Source organism: bacterium, from assembly GCA_030693205.1.
In the GTDB taxonomy this organism is placed as follows: domain Bacteria; phylum Patescibacteriota; class Minisyncoccia; order JAHIHE01; family JAHIHE01; genus JAHILZ01.
The window spans coordinates 19,438-41,871 of the sequence record JAUYBG010000006.1 but is presented as its reverse complement, the minus strand read 5'-3'; the positions used below and the strand labels follow the sequence as shown (position 1 = coordinate 41,871).

Annotated in this window: 26 protein-coding genes; 23 read left to right on the top strand and 3 right to left on the bottom strand. The window is 36.0% G+C overall.

From position 1 onward, the window contains the following. The first annotated feature begins 9 nt into the window (after positions 1-9). From rpmJ to rpsI, 8 genes are all read left to right on the top strand, one after another. Positions 10-123, top strand: coding sequence for a 50S ribosomal protein L36 (rpmJ, locus tag Q8N37_01060; GenBank protein ID MDP3057096.1), 114 nt, complete (start codon positions 10-12; stop codon positions 121-123). Positions 124-204: 81 nt separating this feature from the next. After that, positions 205-594: a 30S ribosomal protein S13 gene (rpsM, locus tag Q8N37_01055; protein MDP3057095.1), complete on the top strand. Its 390-nt coding sequence runs from the start codon at positions 205-207 to the stop codon at positions 592-594. A gap of 26 nt (positions 595-620) precedes the next feature. Then, the gene (rpsK, locus tag Q8N37_01050) at positions 621-1,079 is read left to right on the top strand and encodes a 30S ribosomal protein S11 (protein MDP3057094.1); all 459 of its coding nucleotides are present in this window, start codon (positions 621-623) and stop codon (positions 1,077-1,079) included. A 165-nt stretch (positions 1,080-1,244) separates the two neighbouring features. Further along, entirely contained in the window at positions 1,245-1,874 is a 630-nt protein-coding gene (gene rpsD / locus Q8N37_01045; GenBank protein MDP3057093.1) for a 30S ribosomal protein S4, read from the top strand. Between the two features lie 70 nt (positions 1,875-1,944). Beyond that, complete coding sequence (locus Q8N37_01040; protein ID MDP3057092.1) at positions 1,945-2,931, top strand: DNA-directed RNA polymerase subunit alpha; 987 nt, start codon at positions 1,945-1,947, stop codon at positions 2,929-2,931. A 12-nt stretch (positions 2,932-2,943) separates the two neighbouring features. Further along, positions 2,944-3,294 (top strand): 50S ribosomal protein L17, encoded by a 351-nt coding sequence (gene rplQ, locus Q8N37_01035; GenBank protein ID MDP3057091.1) that lies wholly within the window; start codon positions 2,944-2,946, stop codon positions 3,292-3,294. A gap of 44 nt (positions 3,295-3,338) precedes the next feature. Then, complete coding sequence (gene rplM / locus Q8N37_01030; GenBank protein MDP3057090.1) at positions 3,339-3,806, top strand: 50S ribosomal protein L13; 468 nt, start codon at positions 3,339-3,341, stop codon at positions 3,804-3,806. A gap of 85 nt (positions 3,807-3,891) precedes the next feature. After that, positions 3,892-4,335 carry a 30S ribosomal protein S9 gene (gene rpsI / locus Q8N37_01025; GenBank protein MDP3057089.1) on the top strand — a complete coding sequence of 148 codons (444 nt, stop codon included), beginning with the start codon at positions 3,892-3,894 and terminating at the stop codon, positions 4,333-4,335. A gap of 88 nt (positions 4,336-4,423) precedes the next feature. Here the strand turns inward: rpsI and Q8N37_01020 are convergent, their stop codons facing one another. After that, on the bottom strand, positions 4,424-5,833 hold the full coding sequence (locus Q8N37_01020; protein MDP3057088.1) for a hypothetical protein: 1,410 nt from the start codon (positions 5,831-5,833) through the stop codon (positions 4,424-4,426). A gap of 331 nt (positions 5,834-6,164) precedes the next feature. On the opposite strand from Q8N37_01020, the gene Q8N37_01015 reads away from it, so the two are divergent. The 4 genes from Q8N37_01015 to Q8N37_01000 all read left to right on the top strand — a co-directional run bounded on the left by Q8N37_01015 (position 6,165) and on the right by Q8N37_01000 (position 9,801). Then, positions 6,165-7,166 carry a rod shape-determining protein gene (locus tag Q8N37_01015; GenBank protein MDP3057087.1) on the top strand — a complete coding sequence of 334 codons (1,002 nt, stop codon included), beginning with the start codon at positions 6,165-6,167 and terminating at the stop codon, positions 7,164-7,166. Between the two features lie 3 nt (positions 7,167-7,169). Continuing rightward, positions 7,170-8,267 carry a glycosyltransferase family 1 protein gene (locus Q8N37_01010; GenBank protein MDP3057086.1) on the top strand — a complete coding sequence of 366 codons (1,098 nt, stop codon included), beginning with the start codon at positions 7,170-7,172 and terminating at the stop codon, positions 8,265-8,267. A 71-nt stretch (positions 8,268-8,338) separates the two neighbouring features. After that, positions 8,339-8,743 (top strand): hypothetical protein, encoded by a 405-nt coding sequence (locus Q8N37_01005; GenBank protein MDP3057085.1) that lies wholly within the window; start codon positions 8,339-8,341, stop codon positions 8,741-8,743. Positions 8,744-8,796: 53 nt separating this feature from the next. Continuing rightward, positions 8,797-9,801 (top strand): virulence RhuM family protein, encoded by a 1,005-nt coding sequence (locus Q8N37_01000; protein ID MDP3057084.1) that lies wholly within the window; start codon positions 8,797-8,799, stop codon positions 9,799-9,801. Between the two features lie 173 nt (positions 9,802-9,974). On the opposite strand, the gene Q8N37_00995 is transcribed toward Q8N37_01000, so the two are convergent. Together Q8N37_00995 and Q8N37_00990 are read right to left on the bottom strand one after the other, a co-directional pair. Beyond that, the gene (locus tag Q8N37_00995; protein ID MDP3057083.1) at positions 9,975-11,105 is read right to left on the bottom strand and encodes an Eco57I restriction-modification methylase domain-containing protein; all 1,131 of its coding nucleotides are present in this window, start codon (positions 11,103-11,105) and stop codon (positions 9,975-9,977) included. A gap of 1 nt (position 11,106) precedes the next feature. Beyond that, positions 11,107-11,745: a site-specific DNA-methyltransferase gene (locus tag Q8N37_00990; GenBank protein MDP3057082.1), complete on the bottom strand. Its 639-nt coding sequence runs from the start codon at positions 11,743-11,745 to the stop codon at positions 11,107-11,109. Positions 11,746-11,887: 142 nt separating this feature from the next. On the opposite strand from Q8N37_00990, the gene Q8N37_00985 reads away from it, so the two are divergent. From Q8N37_00985 to Q8N37_00935, 11 genes are all read left to right on the top strand, one after another. Then, positions 11,888-12,235 carry a hypothetical protein gene (locus Q8N37_00985; protein ID MDP3057081.1) on the top strand — a complete coding sequence of 116 codons (348 nt, stop codon included), beginning with the start codon at positions 11,888-11,890 and terminating at the stop codon, positions 12,233-12,235. Between the two features lie 8 nt (positions 12,236-12,243). Beyond that, positions 12,244-12,990 (top strand): R.Pab1 family restriction endonuclease, encoded by a 747-nt coding sequence (locus Q8N37_00980; GenBank protein ID MDP3057080.1) that lies wholly within the window; start codon positions 12,244-12,246, stop codon positions 12,988-12,990. Positions 12,991-13,135: 145 nt separating this feature from the next. Next, positions 13,136-13,390, top strand: coding sequence for a hypothetical protein (locus Q8N37_00975; GenBank protein ID MDP3057079.1), 255 nt, complete (start codon positions 13,136-13,138; stop codon positions 13,388-13,390). A gap of 234 nt (positions 13,391-13,624) precedes the next feature. Beyond that, on the top strand, positions 13,625-17,197 hold the full coding sequence (locus tag Q8N37_00970; protein ID MDP3057078.1) for an AAA domain-containing protein: 3,573 nt from the start codon (positions 13,625-13,627) through the stop codon (positions 17,195-17,197). A gap of 231 nt (positions 17,198-17,428) precedes the next feature. Next, complete coding sequence (rhuM, locus tag Q8N37_00965; GenBank protein MDP3057077.1) at positions 17,429-17,989, top strand: RhuM family protein; 561 nt, start codon at positions 17,429-17,431, stop codon at positions 17,987-17,989. After that, positions 17,982-18,128, top strand: a complete 147-nt coding sequence (locus Q8N37_00960; GenBank protein MDP3057076.1) for a hypothetical protein — start codon at positions 17,982-17,984, stop codon at positions 18,126-18,128. Before rhuM ends, Q8N37_00960 begins: the two co-directional genes overlap by 8 nt. Positions 18,129-18,239: 111 nt before the next feature. Continuing rightward, on the top strand, positions 18,240-18,530 hold the full coding sequence (locus Q8N37_00955) for a hypothetical protein (GenBank protein ID MDP3057075.1): 291 nt from the start codon (positions 18,240-18,242) through the stop codon (positions 18,528-18,530). A 118-nt stretch (positions 18,531-18,648) separates the two neighbouring features. Next, the gene (locus Q8N37_00950; protein MDP3057074.1) at positions 18,649-19,050 is read left to right on the top strand and encodes a hypothetical protein; all 402 of its coding nucleotides are present in this window, start codon (positions 18,649-18,651) and stop codon (positions 19,048-19,050) included. Between the two features lie 77 nt (positions 19,051-19,127). Beyond that, positions 19,128-20,267 carry a glycosyltransferase gene (locus tag Q8N37_00945; protein ID MDP3057073.1) on the top strand — a complete coding sequence of 380 codons (1,140 nt, stop codon included), beginning with the start codon at positions 19,128-19,130 and terminating at the stop codon, positions 20,265-20,267. Between the two features lie 60 nt (positions 20,268-20,327). Then, entirely contained in the window at positions 20,328-21,320 is a 993-nt protein-coding gene (locus Q8N37_00940) for a DNA polymerase III subunit (protein ID MDP3057072.1), read from the top strand. Further along, positions 21,317-22,432: a hypothetical protein gene (locus Q8N37_00935; protein ID MDP3057071.1), complete on the top strand. Its 1,116-nt coding sequence runs from the start codon at positions 21,317-21,319 to the stop codon at positions 22,430-22,432. The genes Q8N37_00940 and Q8N37_00935 overlap by 4 nt, the downstream gene beginning before the upstream one ends. Positions 22,433-22,434 lie beyond the last annotated feature (2 nt).

Sequence of the window (22,434 nt, the reverse complement as noted above, 5' to 3'; positions counted from 1 at the left end):
ATTAGACATATGAAAGTAACCCCATCAATTAAAAAAAGGTGCGAGAAATGCAAATTTGTCAAGCGCAAAGGAGTGCTTTTTGTAATCTGTACTAACCCGAAACATAAGCAAAGACAAGGATAAGCCGAGCACGGATTTAAAAGCGCGATTAATATAAAAATTCAAAAATTTTCATTTAATATTGAAACTTAGAAATAAAAAATTATGGCACGACTTGCTGGGGTAACAATACCCGATAATAAAAAAATTGAATTTGCTTTGCCCTATATCTATGGAATAGGCCACGTTTTATCTTGTAAGATTTTATTGCAGGCAAATGTCGATAAAGATAAAAGAACCAGCGAGTTAAGCCCGGAAGAGCTCAATCGTTTGAGGCAGATCATTGAAAAAGAATATAAGGTAGAAGGAGAGTTGCGCCGGGCGATCATGTTCAATATAAAGAGATTAAAAGATGTTGGCGCTTACAGAGGAATTCGGCACGCCAAACACTTGCCGGTTCGCGGTCAAAGAACAAAAACCAACTCCCGGACGGTTCGCGGAAATGTCCGCCGAACTGCGGGTAGCGGCAGAATCAAGGGATTAAACAAGACATAATCTAAACAGAAATTTAATTTTATTCTATGGGAAAAAAACGCGTATTAACAATTGGAGTATCGGCTCAGGAAAGTGAAGATGTAAAGAACAAAGTTGCGGCGGTAAAATCTTCCGGAGCGGCAAAAAATTTGAAAAAGATGGTTGTCAAAGGCCAGGCTTATATTCAGTCTACCTATAATAATACAATTGTTACTTTGGCTGATGATACCGGTAGAGTTTTAGCTTGGTCCAGCGCGGGATCAATTGGTTTTAAAGGCACTAAGAAATCCACTCCTTACGCCGCTTCACTGATCGTAAAAAATGTTGTTGAAAAAGTGAAGAAGCTGGGATTAAAAGAAGTGAATGTGTTCGTAAAAGGGATCGGTTCAGGAAGAGACTCAGCGATAAGATCTTTGGCGCAGCAAGGCTTGACGATCAATGCCATCAAAGATGTGACTCCTGTGCCGCACAACGGATGCCGTCCGCCCAAACCGCGGCGCATATAAGTTTAATATAATTATTTAAATATTTAACATTGGGTTAAGATAGATATTATTTAAAAGAAAACTGATTTAAGATTTACGATTTATGATTTACGAAGAAAATGTTGGAAGAAACGGAGAAAATTATATTCATAAATCTTAAATCATAATTCATAAATCATAGCAAATATGGCAGTATATAATTCAGCAAAATGTAAGGTATGTCGGAGAGTCGGCGATAAGCTTTTTCTAAAAGGCGAGCGTTGCAATACGGTAAAATGCGCTTTAACCAGGCGCGCTTATCCGCCAGGACATCTCGGAAAGAATGCCAGGGTTAGGTTGACCGAATACGGCTCTCAGCTAAGGGAAAAACAAAAAGTTCGAAAGACTTACGGAGTGCTCGAAAGACAATTTGTCAAGTATCTCAATGAAGCCGTGGGCATAAAAGGCGATACGGCGGTAATCTTGCTTAATATGCTTGAGTTTCGTTTGGATAATATTGTTTATCGCTCAGGCTTGGCTTCTTCCAGAAGCGAAGCGCGTTTGCTTGTCAATCACGACCATTTTAACGTTAACGGCAAAAAAGTGAATATTCCTTCATATCGGGTAAAGATCGGAGATGTAATTTCTATACAGGAAAAAAGCAAGAAAAAGAATTATTTTAAAAATATTACCGAGGCTTTGAAACAGAAGAAGGCTCCTTCTTGGATGGCGTTTAATCTTGAAAAAATGGAAGTTAAGATAATGGCAGCGCCGTCATTATTGGAAGCAGGGCTCTCTGCAGATATCAAGCCGGTGATCGAGTTTTATTCTCGATAATTATTATTAATTTATTAACCGCTCCGATCTTTTCCGTTTTAAACGGAAAAGTGCGAGGGGAAAAAATAAAATGAATATTATTACATTACCAAAACCGCCAAAATTAATTAAAAAAGAGGGAAACTTGGGAATTTTTGAAATAGACGATATTTATCCCGGATATGGAGTTACCCTGGCGAATGCTTTGCGGAGAGTTATGCTTTCCAGCTTGCAAGGCGCGGCTGTGACATCGGCTAAGATCAGAAATGTTTCGCATGAATTTTCGACATTGCCTCACGTCAAGGAAGATATAGTAGAAATCATTTTGAATTTAAAGCAATTGAGGTTTAAATTATTTGGCGATGAACCGGTAAAAGTCACTATTTCCGCCAAAGGGGAGCGCAGTGTAGTTGCTTCCGATATTAAGCCCAATAGCCAGATCGAAGTTATAAATAAAAACGCTCCGATCGCCACTCTTACCAATAAAAATGCAGAATTAAACATTGAATTAACGGTTGAAAAAGGGTTGGGATATTTAACCATCGAACAGCAAGCAAAAGGCAAGAAAGAAACCGGTGTGATTGCTATTGACGCGATTTTTTCTCCCGTTCGAAAAGTTGGTTATGAAGTGGAAAACGCCCGTGTCGGACAGAGAACCGATTATAATAAGATAATATTTGAAATTGAGACGGACGGAAGCATTGATCCGGAAGACGCTCTCAGTCAGTCCGCGGAAATTTTAATTAAGCAATTTGAGGCGATAAGGTTGATCAGCGGCAAGATTGCCAAGAAAGAAGACGTTGTTTCTGACGCGGTAGTACCCGAAAAAGAAAAGAAAAAAGTTAAAGAAGTCGCAAAAGAGCCGCAAAAAGACGAATCAGTTTTATTGAAATCAGTTGAGAGTATGAATTTTTCCGCCAGAACAATAGCGGCGCTGAAAGAAAATAAATTAAAAACAGCCGGCGCTATTTCGAAGAAATCCGAAGCGAGTCTTCTGGAAATGCCAAAAATGGGCGCGGTTAGCGTGAAAGAAATTAAAAAAGAACTGGGTAAATTGGGTTTAGTCTTAAAACAATAATAAAAACGAGCTATGAGACATTTAAATAAGGTAAAAAAACTGGATCGATCCGCATCTCAAAGAAAAGCTTTGTTAAAAAGTTTAACAGGCTCATTGATTGATGCTGAAAAAATTATTACGACAAAAGCCAAAGGAAGAGCGCTTGCTCCTCATGTCGAAAGATTGATAACGCGCGCTAAGAAAAAAGATCTGGCCGCCGAAAGATATCTTTTAAGATTTATCCCCGCTTTATTCGTAAAAAAACTGATCTCCGAAATAGCGCCTCGTTACGCTTCAAGGAACGGCGGCTATACTCGTTTGACTAAGATCGGCAGACGCCAGCACGACAAAGCGGAATTAGTTGTCGTTGAATTGCTGAAATAAGTTTTATTGGAATAATATTTCCCTTTTATATATAATAAATAAATATGGTTAAAAAAAATTCTACAGGGCTAGCTGGCGATAATGAGCAAAAACCCGGACAAAAAAAGCAAGACGAGCAAGACGGCATTGCGAGAGAATGGTATTTATTTGACGCAAAAGATCAATATCTCGGAAGGTTCGCGACAAAAATAGCAAAAGTATTAATGGGTAAGCATAAGCCTACATTTACTCCGCATATTGACGCGGGTGATTACGCGGTTGTAATCAATACTGATGGCTTGAAAGTAAGCGGCGCTAAGGCTGATCAGAAGAACTATTTTCATTTTTCAGGATTTCCGGGCGGATTAAGCGAAACCAAATATAAAACTTTATTTAAAAAAGATTCCGGATTGGTTTTAAAAGCGGCGTTGTGGGGCATGATCGCAAAAAATAAGCTTCGGGATAAGAAAATATTAAGACTGAAGATGTTTAAAGGCGATAAGCATCCCTATGGCGATAAAATTAAAAAGTAAATTCATATAAATATTAATATTACTCGTAATGAAAACAGCTATTAAAAAACATATAAAAAAAGAAGTTATTAAAGAAAAACCTTTGATGGAAAAAGCAGAAGTGCCGGATATTGCCAAAAAGAGCGAAAAGTATTTTTTAGGCATAGGCCGAAGAAAAACTTCTACCGCGCAGGTGAGGCTGTATCCGCAAAGAAAAAGCGAAGAGACAACGCTCGAGATGACCATAAACGGCATGGAATACAAAAAATATTTTCCTTTAAAAAAATTGCAGGAAGTTGTTGTCTCGCCGGTCAATTTATTGCATTTGCAGAACAGGTTTAAGATCAGTTGTATTGTCAGCGGCGGCGGAGTGCCTTCCTCGGCCGGAGCGATTCGGCTTGGCATTTCCCGGGCGCTTATTGAGGCGAATCCTATTTTTAAGAAACCTCTAAAACGAATCGGGTACTTGACCAGGGACGCCAGGAAGAAAGAGCGAAAGAAGCCGGGTCTCAAGAAAGCCCGTCGCGCACCACAGTGGCAGAAACGCTAAGGATTATTTTACAGTATGTTCGAAAACACTCGCCGAAATGGCGGGTGTTTTTATGTTTGAAGTTTATTTGTTTTCTTGGACTGGGGTTTTATTTTTGTATTTCAACCTGATAAATCGATAAAGCGTTATTTTCCAGCTGGTCGTAGTAAATGTTATTTGAATCAGTATAGATGATATTGGCAGGGTTTTTGGGAATATTGATAAAATCAATAATGTTCGGAGTAGGCCGCGAGTCCAGTTCGATATTCTTTATAATTTGATTTGCCAAATACCAAATATGAGCGTAATCGCTATACCAGCTGACATTAGAGATCTTTTGAGATAAGCGGGTGACAAGATTTTTTTGGCCGCCGCCTAGCGTATAGGTAAAAATTTCATTGGAGGAATTAAAAACGAGATTTTCGCCGTCTTTGGAAAATATAGCCGCTTCTATATCGTTTCCAATATTGAGAGGGGTGCCGTTTTTATCAACGATAAAAAGATTTTTTTCCGGGGTAATTACAGCCAAAGTATTTTTAGCGGAGATCAATATTTCCATTCTTTGGGCTTTTTGAGCAATGGACATAGGGACGTAAGAGAGCTGTTGTTTTTCAAGCGGATTATTGATCGAGGATCGGTAAAAGAAAAGATTATTCCGATCCAGATAATAAATATTTTCGTTTTTCAGGGCAAAGCCCAGTATATTTTCGAGAATTTTTTTCGGTTTTCCGTTTGTCGTATCGTATAAATTAAGCTCTTCTTTATCGTTTAAATAAAGGAAATAACGGCTGGAATCATCCCAGCGCTCATCCAAGATTTTATTATTTGAAATAAAATCTGCAATTGACAAGATGCTTTTTTCAGCGGAATTCAATAGAACAATTCTGTTGTTCTCTTCCGGCAGAATAAAGCCGAATTTTTTTCCGTCAGGGGCAAAAAAGATCCTTGAGCCTTCGGAAACAATGCTTGATTTTTTTGATTGATCGCCAAGCGCGTCAACGGGAAAGGTGCTCAATGTTTTTTTTGAAAAATCATAGATATTGGCGGATGTTTTTTCATCGTTGCTTTTTAGATAAAATATTTTTTTAAACTTGTCGGAAATTGACCAGAGAGCAATATCAGTGTCGCTGAATATCAAATTATTTTTAGGATCGGACGGCAATAATAAAGGCTGAGCGTAGGTAATAAGTCCCGGCGAAACGACAAGATTTTTTTCCCAACGATGGTAATTTTCCTTGTCGATCTTGATGTTGTAGGTTTTTGGCATCAAATTATAGAGCACAAAGTCTTTTTTAAAAATACCTTTGATATTTATTTTGCCCGACTCTTTTTTGTCGTTGATCAAGATCTTTATATTATCCTGAATATTGGGTGTTAAGTAGATTATGCCCGTTTGCATCAGTTTTTTTTCCGCGAAGTCATAGCGGAATCCAAACGCGTATAGGATAACCAGCGGCGAGCTGATCAAGAACAAAATAATGCAAAAACAAAAAAGAATTCTTCTGGTTATCAGTTTCATAGAAAATTATTTTAGCATACTGGCGGTTATTTAAATACTGGCAGGCAATATTAGTTAGTATGAGTTAAGTTATTTTAAGTTTTTCCCAATAAATATTATTTTAAGCCAAAATATGCCATTTGTGTCATCCCGAACTTGTTTCGGAATCTATTACTAATTTTTAGCTTACCTTAGATGCTGAAACAAGTTCAGCATGACAAAACTTTAAATGAGTTCAGTTTATGCCATTATAACATATTTCAGTTATTTTGAAAGTCTTTTAAGGTTGACTTGCTTTTTGATTACTGCTATGATTTTAAAAGAAAGTAAGAAAGTTTTTGTAAGTAAATTTATGTTTATTAAAAAAATTGGCATTGATCTGGGTACGGCCAATACTTTGGTTTTTGTTCCCAGAAAAGGCATTGTGATAAACGAACCGACAGTAGTGGCGGTTTCTTTAGATGATAATAAGATCTTGGCGGTTGGAAGCAAAGCAAAGGAAATGTTGGGAAAGACCCCAGAAACCATAATCGCTTCGCGTCCCATGAAAGATGGCGTTATAGCTGATTATCGGATTATTGAAGCTATGCTCCGATATTTTATCAATAAGACTTGCGGCCGTATTCAGTTTTTTCGTCCGGAAGTAATGGTGGGAGTGCCGGCAGGAATTACTTCCACCGAAAGGCGCGCGGTTATCGATGCGGCGATGAATGCGGGCGCAAAAGCCGCTTATATCGTCAAACAGCCGATTTTGGCGGCCATTGGCGCGGGAATACCGATTAATACTCCTTCCGGCAATATGATCATTGATATTGGCGGGGGCACAAGCCAGGTAGCCGTGATATCGCTGGGAGGCATTGTTTCGTCATCGTCAGTAAGAATCGGCGGAGACAAACTGGATCAGTCTATTGCTGATTATGTCAAGAAAAAACATAATTTGGCGATTGGCGAACAAACGGCCGAAGAAATTAAAATAACGATCGGCAGTGCCATTCCTGTTAAAGAACCCATCGAGTTTGAAGTTAAGGGAAGAGATCTGATCAGCGGTCTTCCGAAAACAATTGCAATTAATTCCAATGAAGTAACCGAAGCAATTTCCGACGAATTAAGAGAGATCATCAAGGTTATAAAACTGGTTCTTTCCGATACTCCTCCGGAACTGGCGGCGGATATAATAGACAAAGGCATGGTATTGTCGGGAGGCGGGGCATTGTTGAAAAACTTGGATATTTTAATTTCTACCGTTACGGGCGTATCTTGCTGTGTCGCGGAAGAGCCGTTGCTTTGCGTGGCAAAAGGAACAGGGGTGGCGCTTGATAATCTGGATGCCTATAAACGGAGTATAAAATCGTAAATTATGATCATCGGCATTAATACTTCCGCGGCTTTAAAAGAAAATCCCACCGGAGTGGAAGAATATGTTTTTCAACTTATTAAACATTTGGCGGTGATCCCGGAATCTCGGGCTCATCGCTTTATTTTATATCTGAATCCGCGGCTTAGGTCCGGGCGTTTAAAAGAACTGCAAACGTTGCCGGAAAATTTTGAGCTTAAATTTTTGTCTTTTCCTTTTGGCTGGACGCAAATAAGACTGGCCTGGGAGATGTTGAATTCCAAGATTGATGTTTTGTTTATCCCGGTGCATATTTTGCCCCTGATCCATCCGAAAAGATCAGTTGTCGCGCTTCACGGGCTGGAATATGAATATTTTCCGGAGCTTTATCCTTTTTGGCATCGTCTGTATTTGCGATGGTCAACGAAATACGCACTCAAAACTGCCGCGAGAATTATTGCGGTTTCAGAGAATACTAAGAAAGATCTAATGAAATTATATGGCGGAAATGTACAAAAAATTAGTGTAGTTTATCATGGGATAGGGCAGGAGCCAAAAATTATGAGTCAAGATCCAGAAAATAATAAAAGGGGTTCTATTGTATATATCGGGCGGATCGAAATGAAGAAAAATATTTTGGGAATTATCGAAGCGTATAATAAATTTAGGCAAAAAAATTTGCAATTTTCAAATAAACTGATTTTGGTCGGCGGGACGGGTTTTGGTTTCGAAAAAATCGCCAGCGCAATAAACGCCTCAGCATTTAAAAAGGATATTGTTTTGAAAGGATATGTGACGGAAAGCGAAAAGAATGATTTGTTGAAAAATTCCTCGGTTTTTCTTTTCCCGTCGTTTTATGAAGGATTTGGTTTGCCGGTGCTGGAAGCGCAAGCGGCTGGAGTTCCGGTTATCACATCTAATACTTCTTGCTTGCCGGAAGTTGCGGGCGCGGGCGCGGTTTTTGTCGATCCGAAAAATTCTAGGGAAATTACGATGGCTCTGGAAAAAGTGCTAAGCGACGAAGCATTGCGTCAGGATCTTATTCAAGCCGGCTACGAAAATACCAAAAGATTTTCTTGGGAAAAATGCGCGAGGGAGACGTTAAAAATATTGATAGAATAATTTCATGCAATTTACCCCCACACTTATCGTACAAAGTGTCGGAGAAAATAAGGGATTAAGTTTGAAATATTATGGCGAATAAAATAAACGCGGCAAACACAAAAGTGTGGGGGTTTAAAATGCCTAAAAACACTCGCTATCTGGCTTGGACGCGTCATATTGCGAGAAAAATGATGTTTTATGGCTTGTCCGCCGCAAAAGTAAAGAGTGTTTTGTCGCGCCATGATCGCGAAGAACAGGGTATCGCGCCGGATACTGTTGCCGTGATGAAAAAATCCGGTTCCAAGAAAAATCCGCAGGAGATTTGGGTGATGTATCAGGATAAAAAAATAACTCAAGATGGAGTTAGCAATGAAAGGCGAGTCGTAATTACCGCTTGGCGTTATCCGGGAATTTCCAAACTGCGAGAGGCGGTTCCGATACCGGAAGGAGTTTTGGCGGAATTGCAGGAAGATGGCGATGTTAATTTCGTTTGATTTTAAGCGAGTTTTGGGGTAAGATTAGATAGAGTTTAGTTTAAGAAAATTTTATGAAAAAGGAAATTAAAAAACCGCAAATTGTTATTTATCAAACCTTTGGCGATGAGCAAAAAATTCGCGTTAGAATTGAAGATGAAAATGTTTGGTTGACGCAAAAACTAATTGCGGAACTTTTTAATGTCGATATACGCACTGTTAATGAACATTTAGCAAATATTTATTTAGAACGAGAACTGGATGAAAATTCAACTATCCGGAATTTCCGGATAGTTCAGAAAGAAGCTTTGCGAGAAGTTGCGCGTGATGTTAAACATTATAATCTTGATGTTATTTTGGCGGTTGGCTATCGTGTACGGTCTGAACAGGGAACGCAGTTTCGCCAATGGGCGACAGAAAGATTGCGGGAATATTTAATTAAGGGTTTTACAATAGATGACGAACGGCTCAAACAGGCAGGTGGCAGGGCGCGTTATTTTCAAGAGTTATTGCAGCGCGTGCGGGATATTCGTAGTAGTGAGCGGATGTTTTATCAGAAAGTGACTGATATTTATGCGACAAGCATCGATTATAAGATTGATGCCGAATTGACGCAAAAATTTTTCGCTACCGTGCAAAATAAAATGCATTTTGCCGTGCATGGACATACGGCAGCAGAAATTATCACTCAGCGAGTCGATAGTAAAAAACCTTTGATGGGGCTTACAAGTTTTAAAAGAAATTATATTACCACTGACGATATTGTCGTTGCGAAAAATTATTTGACCGAATCGGAAATAAATCAATTAAATCTGATCGTTTCGCTCTATATTGATTTTGCGGAATTGCAGGCCGCTTCTGGTCGATTGATGAAAATGCGGGATTGGATTACAAAATTGGATGAATTTTTGACTATTTCAGAGAAAAAGTTATTGCATTCGGCTGGCACAGTGAGCGCGAAACAGGCGGAAGATAAAGCTTTGCAAGAATATGAAAAATATCGTCAAGAGCGGGATAAAAATTATATTTCCGATTTTGACAGGGAAGTGAAAAAGATTTTGAAAAAAGGCAAGAAATGAATTATTTGCCAAAAGACAAGCCGGTGAAATATTAAATTCGCCGGATTTTTTTTATTTGATTTTATGGAGGTTTTGGGGTAAGATAATGTAGAAGTTTAGTTTAAGGAAAACAATTATGCAAGAACAAGCCAAAGAAAAAATTAAAGCGCTGGTGGAAAAAGGGCATTGTTGCTTTAAATGCTAACTTTAAAATTATAAATATCCTCTTTTTTAATTGATTTACTCCCAACTCGGCAAGTTATATTTCTAAAATAATCAATATTTTTATTTATTTGACGACAGATATTTTCTTTTATTTGTTTATTTTTAATATATTGATTTTTTACATCAAAGATATAAAACATATCATTTAAAATATCTTCTTTTTCGTTTATCAAACCACACTTTCCGACACTGGAATTTCCGACTCTCACGACAGCAATTTTATAATTTTCAGTGAGTTTATTTTCTGGAATTATATTTTTTTCAAGAATATTTTTTGCCGAAATATTATTTTCCTCGTATGATTTTTTTATATTTATCTTTTTTGTTTCAAAAAATTCCGACAAAGGCGTTCCTATGTCATTTTTTATATACCCATTGTTTTTATGATAAACAACTTGGGGAATTAATTCTTCATGGATATTATTTATGCTAAATACTTCTTTATTTTTTTTACCATTTTCATATATTAAAACAATTTTATTTTTTAGTTTGTCGGAATTGGTAAAAACAGCAAAACAACAGGGAATATTTTTATCGAACCAAACCTTATCGTTTTGATAAATGATAATGGTAGAAAAATATTTTAATAATTCATTTTTTATGGATTTATTTCTATTTTTTATAAAAAATGAGATGGGTAAGACAAAACCAATAGATGAATTATTATCTTGTAAATGTTTTAAGCTTTTGAGCAAAAAAATGTTCTCAATTTTTTCTTTATCTTTTCTTAGCTCATTTTTTGTTAAATAAACAGAAGCTAATGCGTTAAATTTAAGATGTTTGTTTATATTAAAGTAGCTTTCTTTTAAATTATATTTACTAAAAGGCGGATTGCCGATGATTAAGTCGTATTTTTTCTCAAAAGGCATATTAAAAAAATCTGACGGATTTTTGGTTAACTCTTCGTCAATTTCACAGCCTTCAATATTGGAAAGATTCTTCTCTTTTAGTGCTTTGATAAAATTTCCGGTTCCGAAAGAAGGTTCAAGTATTTTAATGCTATTTTTATAATGTTTGTTTGATAAAACTAAATCTACCAAATTTCTGACAATTTCAATTTTGGTAAAATATTGGCCTAAAATTTCTTGTTTATTATTCATATCAAAATTTTTTTAATCTCTCGTTTGCTAAGTTGCAATAATCATTGCTAATTTCAAAACCTATATAATTTCTTTTCAATTGTTTACAAGCGACTGCCGTACTTCCGCTTCCAATAAACGGATCAAGGATAATGTCATTTTCTTTTGAAAAAAGCATTAGTAATTCTTTTATGAATGTTTTGGGTTTTGGCGTAGGGTGGTTTATGAATCCTTCATCTGGTTCAATCATTCTGCCCGGTGTGTCTAGAAAAATATCTTTACCTCTTTTGATCAACTTAGGATTACCTTTTTTAAAAACAACGCAGGACATATATTTAGTAAAACCAATAGGTGACATTACACTTCCGTTCGGACAGTATAAAATGAAATTCCAAAAATACCGAAAAGGATTATTTTTGAAAATATCCGGTAAAAATTTTGTGCTAAAAAAAGTGATATAAAAAGAATCATTTTTTAATACTCTATGGCTTTCTGGCAAAGACAAATAAAATAAACTTAGGTCGTGGTCATTTTTTATCCCAGTTTTATTTAATCCATAGGGCGGGTCTGTTAAAATAAGATCAATTGAGCTGTCGGGAATTATTTTAAATCCCTCCAAACAATCAATGTTTTGAATTGTATTTAAAATATTACTTTGCATGAAATTTTTACCCTATTATTGCAGAATATGAAAATCTGCTCTATACTTATAATATCAAATATTAAGCAAAAAATCAATTAAGAAAATCAATTGAGAAAATGGCTTAATAGATTTTTAGGCAAGATTAAGATAAAATAACTATATGTTGGAAGATTTAAGAAAAAAAATGGGCGACAAATGGCTAGTCTTTGATAAATTACATCAAATTATTATGTTTAGCAGCCCCAGTATAGATTATCGGGTTTTTCCAATTTATGTTAGCTATTTCATAGAAGACAAAATGGTTTTTGTTATATATTATAGAGGTAAAACACTATCAGGAATTCAGCTTGATGTCGGTTTTTCGCTAAAAGATAAACCGAACATGCCCGGTTTTGTTAGTGCTAGCTATATGCAATATCCGGGAATAAATTATAGTATAAAAATCAATTCCGTTAAGGACATTACAAAAGAATTTAAAAAAATAATAAATAAAGCAATTAATTATTGAAAATATATATGGATTATATTACAAAAAATAAGGAAATAATTATAAAAATTCCCGCATCAAATTCTGGAAAATTTAGATTTAAGACGAGAAAGAATAATTTGCAGTTTGGCGATACTTTTGCCGCTAGAACAAGAAATTTTGACGAGAGTGTATATCTTGAATGGCAAATCGGCTACGATGCTGTTGTAAATGATGTTGTGAATGGCAAAAAAGACACAAGGTTAAAACGATTAACTTTTATCGGCGCTAACGGCAAAACAAAATATCTTTATGAACTTTCCGAACTTATTTATGATGGAATACAAGTTGGCTTGGTATCAATTGAAAAAATTACTAAGTTATTGGAGGAAATTAAAAAATATAATGATTTTATAGATGACAAAAAAATTGCAATTGAACATAACTCAAAAATAGTTCTTAATGGAATGAATTTTGAAGAAACAAGTATAAAACTGCCAACTCTTTTTATGATTCAAACGGCCGACAATACGCAAGTAGAGGTATCTATACAAAAACAACAATATGCAACGGGTGTTCAACCGATGGTATATTTTTGCATACCAATTAAATCATTTAGCAATTATTCCGGTTTGATAGGACATTCTTCGAAAAATAGTGATATACTAGAATATATAATAAACAAAAATAATGCGGATGTGTTGTTTGACATAATGAAAATTTTTGCCATGTGTTCTAAGAGGCATAACCACGATATTATAGAAATTATTAAAATTTTAATTAAACTGTCAAAATAAAATTTAGGATGATAGTATAAAATAGATTATGTTTAAAAATTGAGTGTCGAATTAAAAATATTAATTTAAAAAGAATTGACCAAAAAGTTTATGAGCTGTATGGGTTGACAGAAGAGGAAATTAAGATTATAGAAAATAAAAAGATATGAAAAATATTCAAATTCCAAAATCTAATAGTAGCGAACAAGAAACTATAATAATTGAAAAAAATATGGTAATTATTGGTGCAAACGGGGCTGGTAAAACCAGATTCGGGTCAAAGCTTGAACAGGTAAATAGTCCTACAAAAAGAATTTCAGCCCAAAGATATTTACAGATGAACGAAGTAGTGCAAAGGCAAGATTTTGAAAAAAGGCAAGAAATGAATTATTTGCCAAAAGACAAGCCGGTGAAATATTAAATTCGCCGGATTTTTTTATTTGATTTTATGGAGGTTTTGGGGTAAGATAATGTAGAAGTTTAGTTTAAGGAAAACAATTACGCAACAACAAGCCAAAGAAAAAATTAAAGCGCTGGTGGAAAAATACGAGAAAATCCGTAACTTTGCTCTTCAGCCGTTTTTTCATTAATTTTAAGCCCAAATTGGGGTAAGATTGCGATTAATAAAGCTTAAGAAGGAAAAAGAAGTAATATTATGGACAATAACCTTTCAAATTTCATTAAGTATTGTCTTGGTTATATAAAATTAACCCGAGCACATACGATATTGGCACAGCAAAAATATTCTGTTATTCTACCAGCAGAACTTTTTGGATTACTTGGTTTATTGAACGGAGACACGGATGAAAAAATCGCAGAATTGATTGATCTAAAAACTTTTTACAAATATGATCCAAAGGATGTTCCCAAAGATGAAATGGACGAGTACGAAAAGGAAAAAGAGCTGGCAAATAAAATAGACGATATTTATAGCAAATATAAAAATGATCAATACACAAAGCAGATCATATTAAGTTTTGGGTATTTTGAAATTGAAATTCCCATTGAAAGCAATGGCGATATTATTTCATCAGAAGAACAAGAGGAAAATGTGGAAGAAAAACCAGTTAAAACTAAAATTGACCGTTATCCACTTTTTTCATTGCCAGTAAAAATAGAACAAGAATTTAACAAAAAAACTGGCGCTAAAGAGTACTCTATTTATTTTGTTGATCCAGAAGTCCAAGTAAATATAGGAATGTTGGAACCAATACTTGGCGAGGATTTATATTTTCAGCTTTTGGAAGAAATGGGTAAATATGAAATTGAAGGGCAATTTTCTTTGCCCATAACTGATTTATTAATTTTTAAAGAAATTTGGCACAAAATAAAAGCCCAATTACGACTTAAAAACGCTAATTTTGATGAAAAATCTTTTTCGCTTGAAGAAATTAAAATTGCCTTAAGCCCAAAGGCGAATTATTTTCTTGCTGAAGATTTAGCCAAACTCTCCCAGCTAACAGAAGAAGAACTTGCTAAAACCGCACTTACGAGCTGGACACAAAACGATGAGTTAAACGTTGAGGGTGAAACTCCCCATGAAAAAGATTTATATTTTCCATTTCTCTACGACAAATACCAACTTTCCACTCTTTCAATTCTTGGCAATAAAGGGGCGATTATTCAAGGGCCACCTGGAACCGGTAAGTCAGAAACAATTTCAAATATACTTTGTCATCTTGCCGCTACTGGCAATCGCGTGCTTTTTGTTAGTCAAAAAGCGCAAGCTCTCAAAGTTGTAAAAGATAAACTCAAAAAGCTTGATGTAAAATATTTATTCGGCTATCTGCCCAATCCAAATTCAGCACAAATTGGGGAAGAAGACGAAGCAGATGGAATAGCGCCACAATTAAGTGCACTCGGTTCCCATATTGAAAAACTTGGTTATAAATTTAACGCAAGAAGGCATTTAGTAGAATATAGTGGAAAAAACATATCAATTCCGGCAATTGATCAAATTGTTGGGGAAAAAGAAAAAAATCGGGAAGCTCTTAATGAAATTATCACTATTCAAAGAAAAATATACCAACTTCATCAAGAGTTATTACAACTTAAAGAATACGATATAGATATTTCTGATTTTGGATGTTTTGCAAGAAGTTTTTCATCTGACGAATGGCGAGAAATTAAAAATGCAAAAGCAGAGATAGAAACAATCGGCAAAATTATCAGAAAATATGAGCGAAGCGACGAAAAAAAAGAACTTGACCATCTTCTTTCTGTCCTTAATCTAAATGGCGAACATTTTGCCGAGGCCATAGGGAAATTAAGAGATGATGTTGCGAAAACTGGATACGATCGACATTCAAACTTTTTTCGCAAGATTAACAATGTTAGTCGCAATTTTCGGCTTGGTAATGTTCGAAAAAAATTGCCACGAGAAATTATCGATTACATAGATAAAATTTTGATAAGTAGTATGTCGCGGAATGAACAAGCAAAAACGCTCGATTGTCTTTATAATCATTGTTGTTACTATGAAAATATTCAATGTTTGGAAAATGCCGAGGAAAAATTGCGACAAAAATTGAGTACTTGCGGAGTTTCTGATGATGAGTTTGAAATTTTAGATAGAAAAATTGACAACACCGCAATTGCCAATTTAGAAGAAATTAAAAATAAAATCTTACGAACACAGGAAATTAAATCGGAATTACAGAAATTGGCAAAAACAGACAGTATTAATAAAATAGGTTCTGCGTTAAAGCACACCGAACAGGAACGGGTTAAGCGCGTTGGACTTTATATCCAGAATATTATCAATGAAGGAATTCTTAAAAAATGGAAAGAAGGGATAACAATTAGGCAAATAGTTAACAAGTTAGCAAAAGCTTTCGGAAAATCAAAAAAAGCGTTTAAGACGTTTGATAATCTCCGAAAAGATGTAAATAATTTTAATGCAATTTTGGATTTAATTCCCGTTTGGATTATGGAACTTGATGACGCAAGCCGTATTATTCCGCTTGAAGCCGGAATTTTTGACTACGTAATTTTAGACGAAGCATCGCAATGCAACGTTGCTTACACTTTACCGGTTATGTATCGCACAAATAGAGTTTTATTTGTTGGCGATAGCGAGCAAATGCGCGATAGTACGATAATGTTTAAATCAAATAAGTTTTTTGATCAACTCGCGCATACATATAAAATACCAGTAGATAAACAAATCAAAGCGACAGGCGATGCCGTTCAGTCCGTTTTAGATATTGCAAAAAATCGTGGTTTTATGGAAAAACCCTTACATTACCATTATCGTTCTGCGGTAGAATTGATTGGCTTTAGTAATAAATATTTTTATAAACCTAAAGGTAAAGAATTAATTTCAATCAATAGTAATTATCTAACCTACAAAGACACAAACCGCATAATGCTTGTTCATGAAATAAAATCAGATTGGAGCGAGGAATTTTCAGATAATGTAAATATCGCTGAAGCAAAGGCGATATTAAACCTATTCAAAGAGTTGCGGGATGACGAACGCTATCGCGATAAATCTATCGGCATTTTATCTTTCTTTAATGCTCAAGCGACTTATATTCGCAATCTCTTTGAGAAGGAAGGTTTTAAGGAAGAAGACGACAATTACAAGGTGAGTATTATTGAGGGCATTCAAGGCGACGAGAAAGATATTGTAATTTATTCATTTGTTATTAGGACGCCTGAACAAAAAAACAAATATGTTCCGCTAACTGGTGAGGGCGGAGATATACGCGCCGATATAAACAAAGGCAGAGTTAATGTCGCTTTTTCGCGCGCAAGATTACAGGTGCATTGTTTCGTTAGTTTGTCTACGCAAGAAATGCCAGAAAAAATCTGGCTCAAGAAATATCTTGAGTATGTGCAAGAAAATGGAGAAGTTGCGTTTTATTCAACCGATCTCAAGCCATTTGATTCATATTTTGAGGAAGAATTTTTCAATCTTATGCGTGCAAATCTAAAACGCGGCTATAAAATTCAGAATCAAGTTGAAAGTTGCGGTTTCAAGATTGATTTTGTTGTGAGTAATACAAATACGGGTAAGCGTATTGCGGTTGAGTGCGATGGCCCTTCTCATTTCAAAGACGAAATAGACGAGGCGTACGGTATTCATATTGAAAGCGACGAAGAACGCCAGCGTGTACTTGAAGCTGCAGGGTGGGTATTTTACAGAGTTAAATATAGCGATTGGATTAGTGAAAAGCGTGATAGAAAATTAGTTACTAAGGATATTATAAAAATTATTTCTTAATAATATAAAGTGGAAATGAGGCACTAAGCGCTTTTTAATATTTTTGAGAATTGCTTACAAGATTTAAAAAATCTTTAAAATCAATTCATATTGAAAATCCGGACCCAAAATTTTCCAAAGATCTAATCAAACCCAAAATCGCCGGAGATAATTTTCAAGCGAATCTTTCGCGAGAATTAAATTTTAAATTGAAGAGAGATTAGACGGAAGATAATGCGAGTCATAAAAACTATGCTAAAAAAGAAAAAACTCGAACAATTCAACAGAGGCGGAATTGTCATCTATAAGCCCAAAGGCGGCGATATTCAAATTGAAGTAAAACTTGATAATGAAACTATTTGGTTAACGCAATCTCAAATTGCTTTGCTTTTTGGCACGCAAAGGCCGGCAATTACCAAGCATCTCCGCAATATCTTTAAAACTGCCGAGCTAAATAAAAATTCAGTTAGTTCCATTTTGGAACATACTGCCGCCGATGGAAAAATCTATAAAACCCAGTTTTATAATCTTGATGCAATTATTTCCGTCGGTTATCGCATAAATTCGGAAAGAGCTACTCAATTCAGAATTTGGGCGACTAAGATAGTTAAAGATTATTTGATTAAGGGTTATGCTGTAAATGAAAAACGACTTTTGGAAGCTAAAAGCAAATTCAAAGAATTACAGAGCGCGATTGATTTTCAGCACCGAAGAAAAAGCGGCGCATCTTTTGTATTTAACCGTGAAAGACCATCCGTTTTCCGATGGCAACAAGCGCATCGGCTCTTTTATGTTTGTTTATTTTTTGGATAAAAACGATTATTTGTATCGGGAAAACGGAGAAAGAAAAATCAACGACAACGCTTTAACGGCCTTGGCGATTCTTATCGCCGAAAGCAAGCCGAAAGAAAAAGATCAGATGGTGGCGCTAGTAACTCAGCTTTTAAAATGAAATCCTGCCGAGAACTGTTCTCGAAATTCAAAAAATCCTAAAAATCAATTCATATTAAAAATCCCGCCGCAAAATTTTCCAAAGATTTAATCAAGGGATAAGATAAATATTATGGAAACTGTAAAAATTGCTTTGTTTAAAGGTAAGAAAATTAGAAAAATAATCTATAATAATGAATGGTGGTTTTCGGTCATAGATGTTGTTCAGGCATTGACTGACAGCGTAGATCCAAATGATTATTGGTTTAAAATGAAAATTAGAGTTAAAGAAGAAGATGGATTTGAACCATCGACAATTTGTCGACAGTTGAAATTGATTGCTTCTGATGGAAAAATGCGCGAAACCGATTGCGTCGACACCGGAAGGAGTTTTGGCGGAATTGGCGGCGGAAATAGAATCTGATTCTATATAGAATTATAGTGGTATATAAAAATTGTATTTTTTAAATTAGTTTAATATATATTGACAAAATTTTTAAATACCTTAATATTGACTTAGCTCTTTAAAGGAAGGTGAAAAAGTGAAAGATAGAGAAAAATTAGCGGTTGATAGAATCAAAGAAATTCAAGAAAAAATAATCTTGCTTAAAAAAGACCTGGGAGCGGGGTGGGTAATAGTGCTATATCGTACTGGCTTGCCGATTGTTTCAACGGAGGCAAAAAGCATACTTGAGCCAGAACCCAGAATTATTTTTTCAATAGCGGATCGTATCGCAAAATTATTTTCAATAAGCATATCTCTCTACAATGAGCAGATCAATGAGATGCATGAAGGTGTGATTATTGAAGGAAAAATCTCGGATATAATTATTGGAGAAATAAATCCCGACACATTGCTTGCTTTCAATATCTCAAAATACAATATCTGGACAAAAATAAAAATTGCTCACACAAGCAAAGAGATCAGGAAAATTTTGGAGTAAGGGGAAAATTGACATTTCCTCTTTTTTTTATTCCCAAAGTATGCTATAAATAAAGATAATATCATATAAATTCATCTATGAAAATAGCAATTGTCCATGATTTTCTAACTTACTGGGGAGGCGCCGAGCAAGTATTGCTTTCTTTTCATCGCATTTGGCCCGACGCGCCGATTTATACATTGCTTTACGATGAAAAAATCGTCAAGGAATATTTTCCCGACGCGAAGATCAAAGCTTCATTTTTGCAAAAATTTCCGAATTTTTTGCGCCGGCATAAAAAATATATCTTGCCATTGGCGGGCATTGCGCCGGAAACCATCGATCTGAAAGATTTTGATCTGGTGATCTCATCGTCTTCTTCTTTTGCCAAAGGGATAATTGTCAAGCCCAAGACGATCCATATTTCTTATTGCCATACGCCAACCAGATTTTTATGGGATTGGTATTTTGAATATTTAAGGGAAAACGAATTGGGGGCAATTAAAAAATTATTTGTCATACCGATCTTGCATTATTTAAGAATGTGGGATAAATCAGTGGCTGACAGGGTTGATTATTTTATTGCCAATTCTCTGGCAACGCAAAAAAGGATCGCAAAGTTTTATCGAGCGAAATCCGATGTGATCTATCCGCCTGTTGATACGCATAAATTCAGAGCATTAAAATCCGAAGATTCCTCCTTCGCTAAAGCTTCGAAGGACACGTATTTTTTGATAGTTTCAAGATTAAGCGCGTATAAAAAGATCGATAACGCGATTGAGGCTTTTAATAAGCTGGATTGGCCGCTGTATATTATCGGAGACGGAGAACAGAAAGAGTATTTGGAAAGCATTGCCGGAAAGAATATAAAATTTTTGGGTTTTGTCAAAAGGGATGAGTTGCCGGGTTATTATCAAAATGCCCGGGCGTTGATTTTTCCCGGAGAGGATGATTTTGGAATTGCGCCTGTTGAAGCAATGAGCGAAGGTACGCCGGTTATCGCGCTCCGAAAAGGAGGCGCTAAAGAAACAATTATTGAGGGCGTGACCGGAGATTTTTTTGATCATTCGGTGGCGCCGCTCATCGCCGAAGCAGTCGTTCGGTTTGTTGAAAATGAAAAAAAATATAACCGGGAAATAATCGTCCGCCATGCGGAAAAATTTTCGCGGGAAAGGTTTGAAACCGAAATTAAAGATTATGTCCGGAAGATAATCGGTCAAGAAAAAAGCGATTTTTAGTTCTTGCTAACGGTCTTTTGTTGTGTTATCATAACTATATTAAGGGTTATATAATGCAATATGGACAGTTTTTTAAATGTTGCCGGGCACGAGAACGCCAAAAAACTTTTGTCAGCGGCGCTTAGAAATAAAAAGATCGCGCATAGCTATTTATTCATTGGCGTGGAAAATTTAGGAAAATTTTTGCTGGCTAAAGAATTTGCAAAAAATCTGTCTTGCCAAAACGGCACATTTGGGAATGCTTGCGGCGTATGTCCCAGATGCCTGACAATTGAAAATGAGACCGATCCGGATGTTTTGTTCATAAATTCGTCAAAAAATAAGATATTAGACAAGGACGGGGAAGAAAAAAAATCAATTTCGATCGATGAGATCAGGGTACTCGAGCATCATTTAAGCCTTTTTCCCTATAATTCAAAATACAAGATCGCGATCATCAACGAAGCGCATAAGTTTACAGTTGAAGCGGTAAATGCTTTTTTGAAAACGCTTGAGGAGCCAAAAGGCAATTCTATTATTATTCTTGTCGCGGACGACAGCAAATTTTTGCTAAAAACCTTGATTTCCCGGACTCAGGTAATCCGTTTTTGGCCTTTGAAAGACGAAACAATTGAAAATTTTCTTGTTAGCCGCAAAGCGCCGGTGCAAAAAGCAAAAACTATCAGCGCAATTTCTTCCGGCAAACCCGGACTGGCGATAGAGTTTTTAAAAAACGAGCAAAAGATCGAGGATCATTACAAGAAAGAAGAAATTTTTTGGAATTTTTTTGCATCGAACTTATCGGAAAAAATAATTTTTCTGGAAAATTTATCCAAGAATGAAGAGAAAGGGGAAAATATCAGCGATGTTTTGAGGTTTTGGCTGTTATGCTTGAGGAAAAAAATTTTAGAGAAATATTTATCGGGAGGCGTTGCGAACGGCGCGATGCAAACCGAAGGCGGACTAAAAAAAACGGTGGATTTTATTAATAATTTAGTTATAATATTAAATTTAATTAATAGCTCTAATATTAACAAGCGCCTGGCGCTTGAAATTTTAGCTTTAGAAATATGATAAAAAATAAAAAGCAATTTATATTTTTAGCCATTGCCGCGTTTTTATTTTTTGGAGCCGCATTTCCGGGGTGTTCGTCCAGCGCCGTGCCAAAAGATGCGGGGGTTTTTAAATCTATCGACGGGGGTCTGACCTGGGAAAGGAAATTGCAATTGATTCTTCCGGCAGACGCCAAGGTAAAAACGGACCTGTCTGAAATAAATTTTTTAAGCTTCGCTATTAATCCGAATGATAGCAATATTATTTATGCCGGCAGTGCGGCCAATGGTTTGTATCAGACAAAAGATGCCGGCGAGAGCTGGGATTCGTATAATGGAACAGGCCTTTCTCTTCAAGCCGCGGTTTACTATGTTGCCATTGATCATAAGAATATAAAAAATATGTATTTGGCCGGAGTAAGCGACTATGGCAAAGGAAGGATTATGAAAAGCGAGGATGAAGGATTGACTTGGCAGGAAGTATACGTGACGTTAACCGCCGGAGAATTAGTGAATAGGATCGAAATCGATTCTTATGATACCAGCATCGTATATATCACTACCACCAAGGGGCAAATTTTTCAGAGCGCCAATTACGGGCGAAGCTGGACAGTGCTAAATCGCTTGACGGCAATAATCAATAATTTCGTAATTAGTCCGAAAGACACCAGGATACTTTACGCCACCAGTGTGTCGGAGGGCTTGTTCAAGTCTGTTAATAAAGGCAACGACTGGGAGTCTCTCAAGGATAATTTAACCAAGATACCGGCTTATAACAACGCTATAAATGTGATCGCGGTGGATCCGGCAGATCCAAACATAATCTATATTGGTTTTTTGAACGGTATGTTGAAATCCAGCGACGGAGGCATAAAATGGTCGACAGTTAATATCATTACTCCGTCAGCGATCTTACCGATGAATTCTTTGGTTGTCAGCCAGAAAGATTCAAAAAGCATTTATTACACGATCGATTCGCAGGTTTATTTTACGAACAACGGAGCGGAGTCAAATTGGCTGGTGCGCAATTTGCCTACAATAAGAGTTATCACCGCGCTGACGATCGATCCCAATAATTCAAAAGTTATTTATGCCGGCACGGTTCCTCCTCCGGCGAAAAAAAAGATGTTTTAATT

What these genes read in the sequence shown, in the direction of transcription:
- rpmJ (MDP3057096.1), top strand. Translation starts at nt 10, where the DNA reads ATGAAAGTAACCCCATCAATTAAAAAAAGGTGCGAGAAATGCAAATTT.
- rpsM (MDP3057095.1), top strand. Translation starts at nt 205, where the DNA reads ATGGCACGACTTGCTGGGGTAACAATACCCGATAATAAAAAAATTGAA.
- rpsK (MDP3057094.1), top strand. Translation starts at nt 621, where the DNA reads ATGGGAAAAAAACGCGTATTAACAATTGGAGTATCGGCTCAGGAAAGT.
- rpsD (MDP3057093.1), top strand. Translation starts at nt 1,245, where the DNA reads ATGGCAGTATATAATTCAGCAAAATGTAAGGTATGTCGGAGAGTCGGC.
- Q8N37_01040 (MDP3057092.1), top strand. Translation starts at nt 1,945, where the DNA reads ATGAATATTATTACATTACCAAAACCGCCAAAATTAATTAAAAAAGAG.
- rplQ (MDP3057091.1), top strand. Translation starts at nt 2,944, where the DNA reads ATGAGACATTTAAATAAGGTAAAAAAACTGGATCGATCCGCATCTCAA.
- rplM (MDP3057090.1), top strand. Translation starts at nt 3,339, where the DNA reads ATGGTTAAAAAAAATTCTACAGGGCTAGCTGGCGATAATGAGCAAAAA.
- rpsI (MDP3057089.1), top strand. Translation starts at nt 3,892, where the DNA reads ATGGAAAAAGCAGAAGTGCCGGATATTGCCAAAAAGAGCGAAAAGTAT.
- Q8N37_01020 (MDP3057088.1), bottom strand. Translation starts at nt 5,833, where the DNA reads ATGAAACTGATAACCAGAAGAATTCTTTTTTGTTTTTGCATTATTTTG.
- Q8N37_01015 (MDP3057087.1), top strand. Translation starts at nt 6,165, where the DNA reads ATGTTTATTAAAAAAATTGGCATTGATCTGGGTACGGCCAATACTTTG.
- Q8N37_01010 (MDP3057086.1), top strand. Translation starts at nt 7,170, where the DNA reads ATGATCATCGGCATTAATACTTCCGCGGCTTTAAAAGAAAATCCCACC.
- Q8N37_01005 (MDP3057085.1), top strand. Translation starts at nt 8,339, where the DNA reads ATGGCGAATAAAATAAACGCGGCAAACACAAAAGTGTGGGGGTTTAAA.
- Q8N37_01000 (MDP3057084.1), top strand. Translation starts at nt 8,797, where the DNA reads ATGAAAAAGGAAATTAAAAAACCGCAAATTGTTATTTATCAAACCTTT.
- Q8N37_00995 (MDP3057083.1), bottom strand. Translation starts at nt 11,105, where the DNA reads ATGAATAATAAACAAGAAATTTTAGGCCAATATTTTACCAAAATTGAA.
- Q8N37_00990 (MDP3057082.1), bottom strand. Translation starts at nt 11,745, where the DNA reads ATGCAAAGTAATATTTTAAATACAATTCAAAACATTGATTGTTTGGAG.
- Q8N37_00985 (MDP3057081.1), top strand. Translation starts at nt 11,888, where the DNA reads ATGTTGGAAGATTTAAGAAAAAAAATGGGCGACAAATGGCTAGTCTTT.
- Q8N37_00980 (MDP3057080.1), top strand. Translation starts at nt 12,244, where the DNA reads ATGGATTATATTACAAAAAATAAGGAAATAATTATAAAAATTCCCGCA.
- Q8N37_00975 (MDP3057079.1), top strand. Translation starts at nt 13,136, where the DNA reads ATGAAAAATATTCAAATTCCAAAATCTAATAGTAGCGAACAAGAAACT.
- Q8N37_00970 (MDP3057078.1), top strand. Translation starts at nt 13,625, where the DNA reads ATGGACAATAACCTTTCAAATTTCATTAAGTATTGTCTTGGTTATATA.
- rhuM (MDP3057077.1), top strand. Translation starts at nt 17,429, where the DNA reads ATGCTAAAAAAGAAAAAACTCGAACAATTCAACAGAGGCGGAATTGTC.
- Q8N37_00955 (MDP3057075.1), top strand. Translation starts at nt 18,240, where the DNA reads ATGGAAACTGTAAAAATTGCTTTGTTTAAAGGTAAGAAAATTAGAAAA.
- Q8N37_00945 (MDP3057073.1), top strand. Translation starts at nt 19,128, where the DNA reads ATGAAAATAGCAATTGTCCATGATTTTCTAACTTACTGGGGAGGCGCC.
- Q8N37_00940 (MDP3057072.1), top strand. Translation starts at nt 20,328, where the DNA reads ATGGACAGTTTTTTAAATGTTGCCGGGCACGAGAACGCCAAAAAACTT.
- Q8N37_00935 (MDP3057071.1), top strand. Translation starts at nt 21,317, where the DNA reads ATGATAAAAAATAAAAAGCAATTTATATTTTTAGCCATTGCCGCGTTT.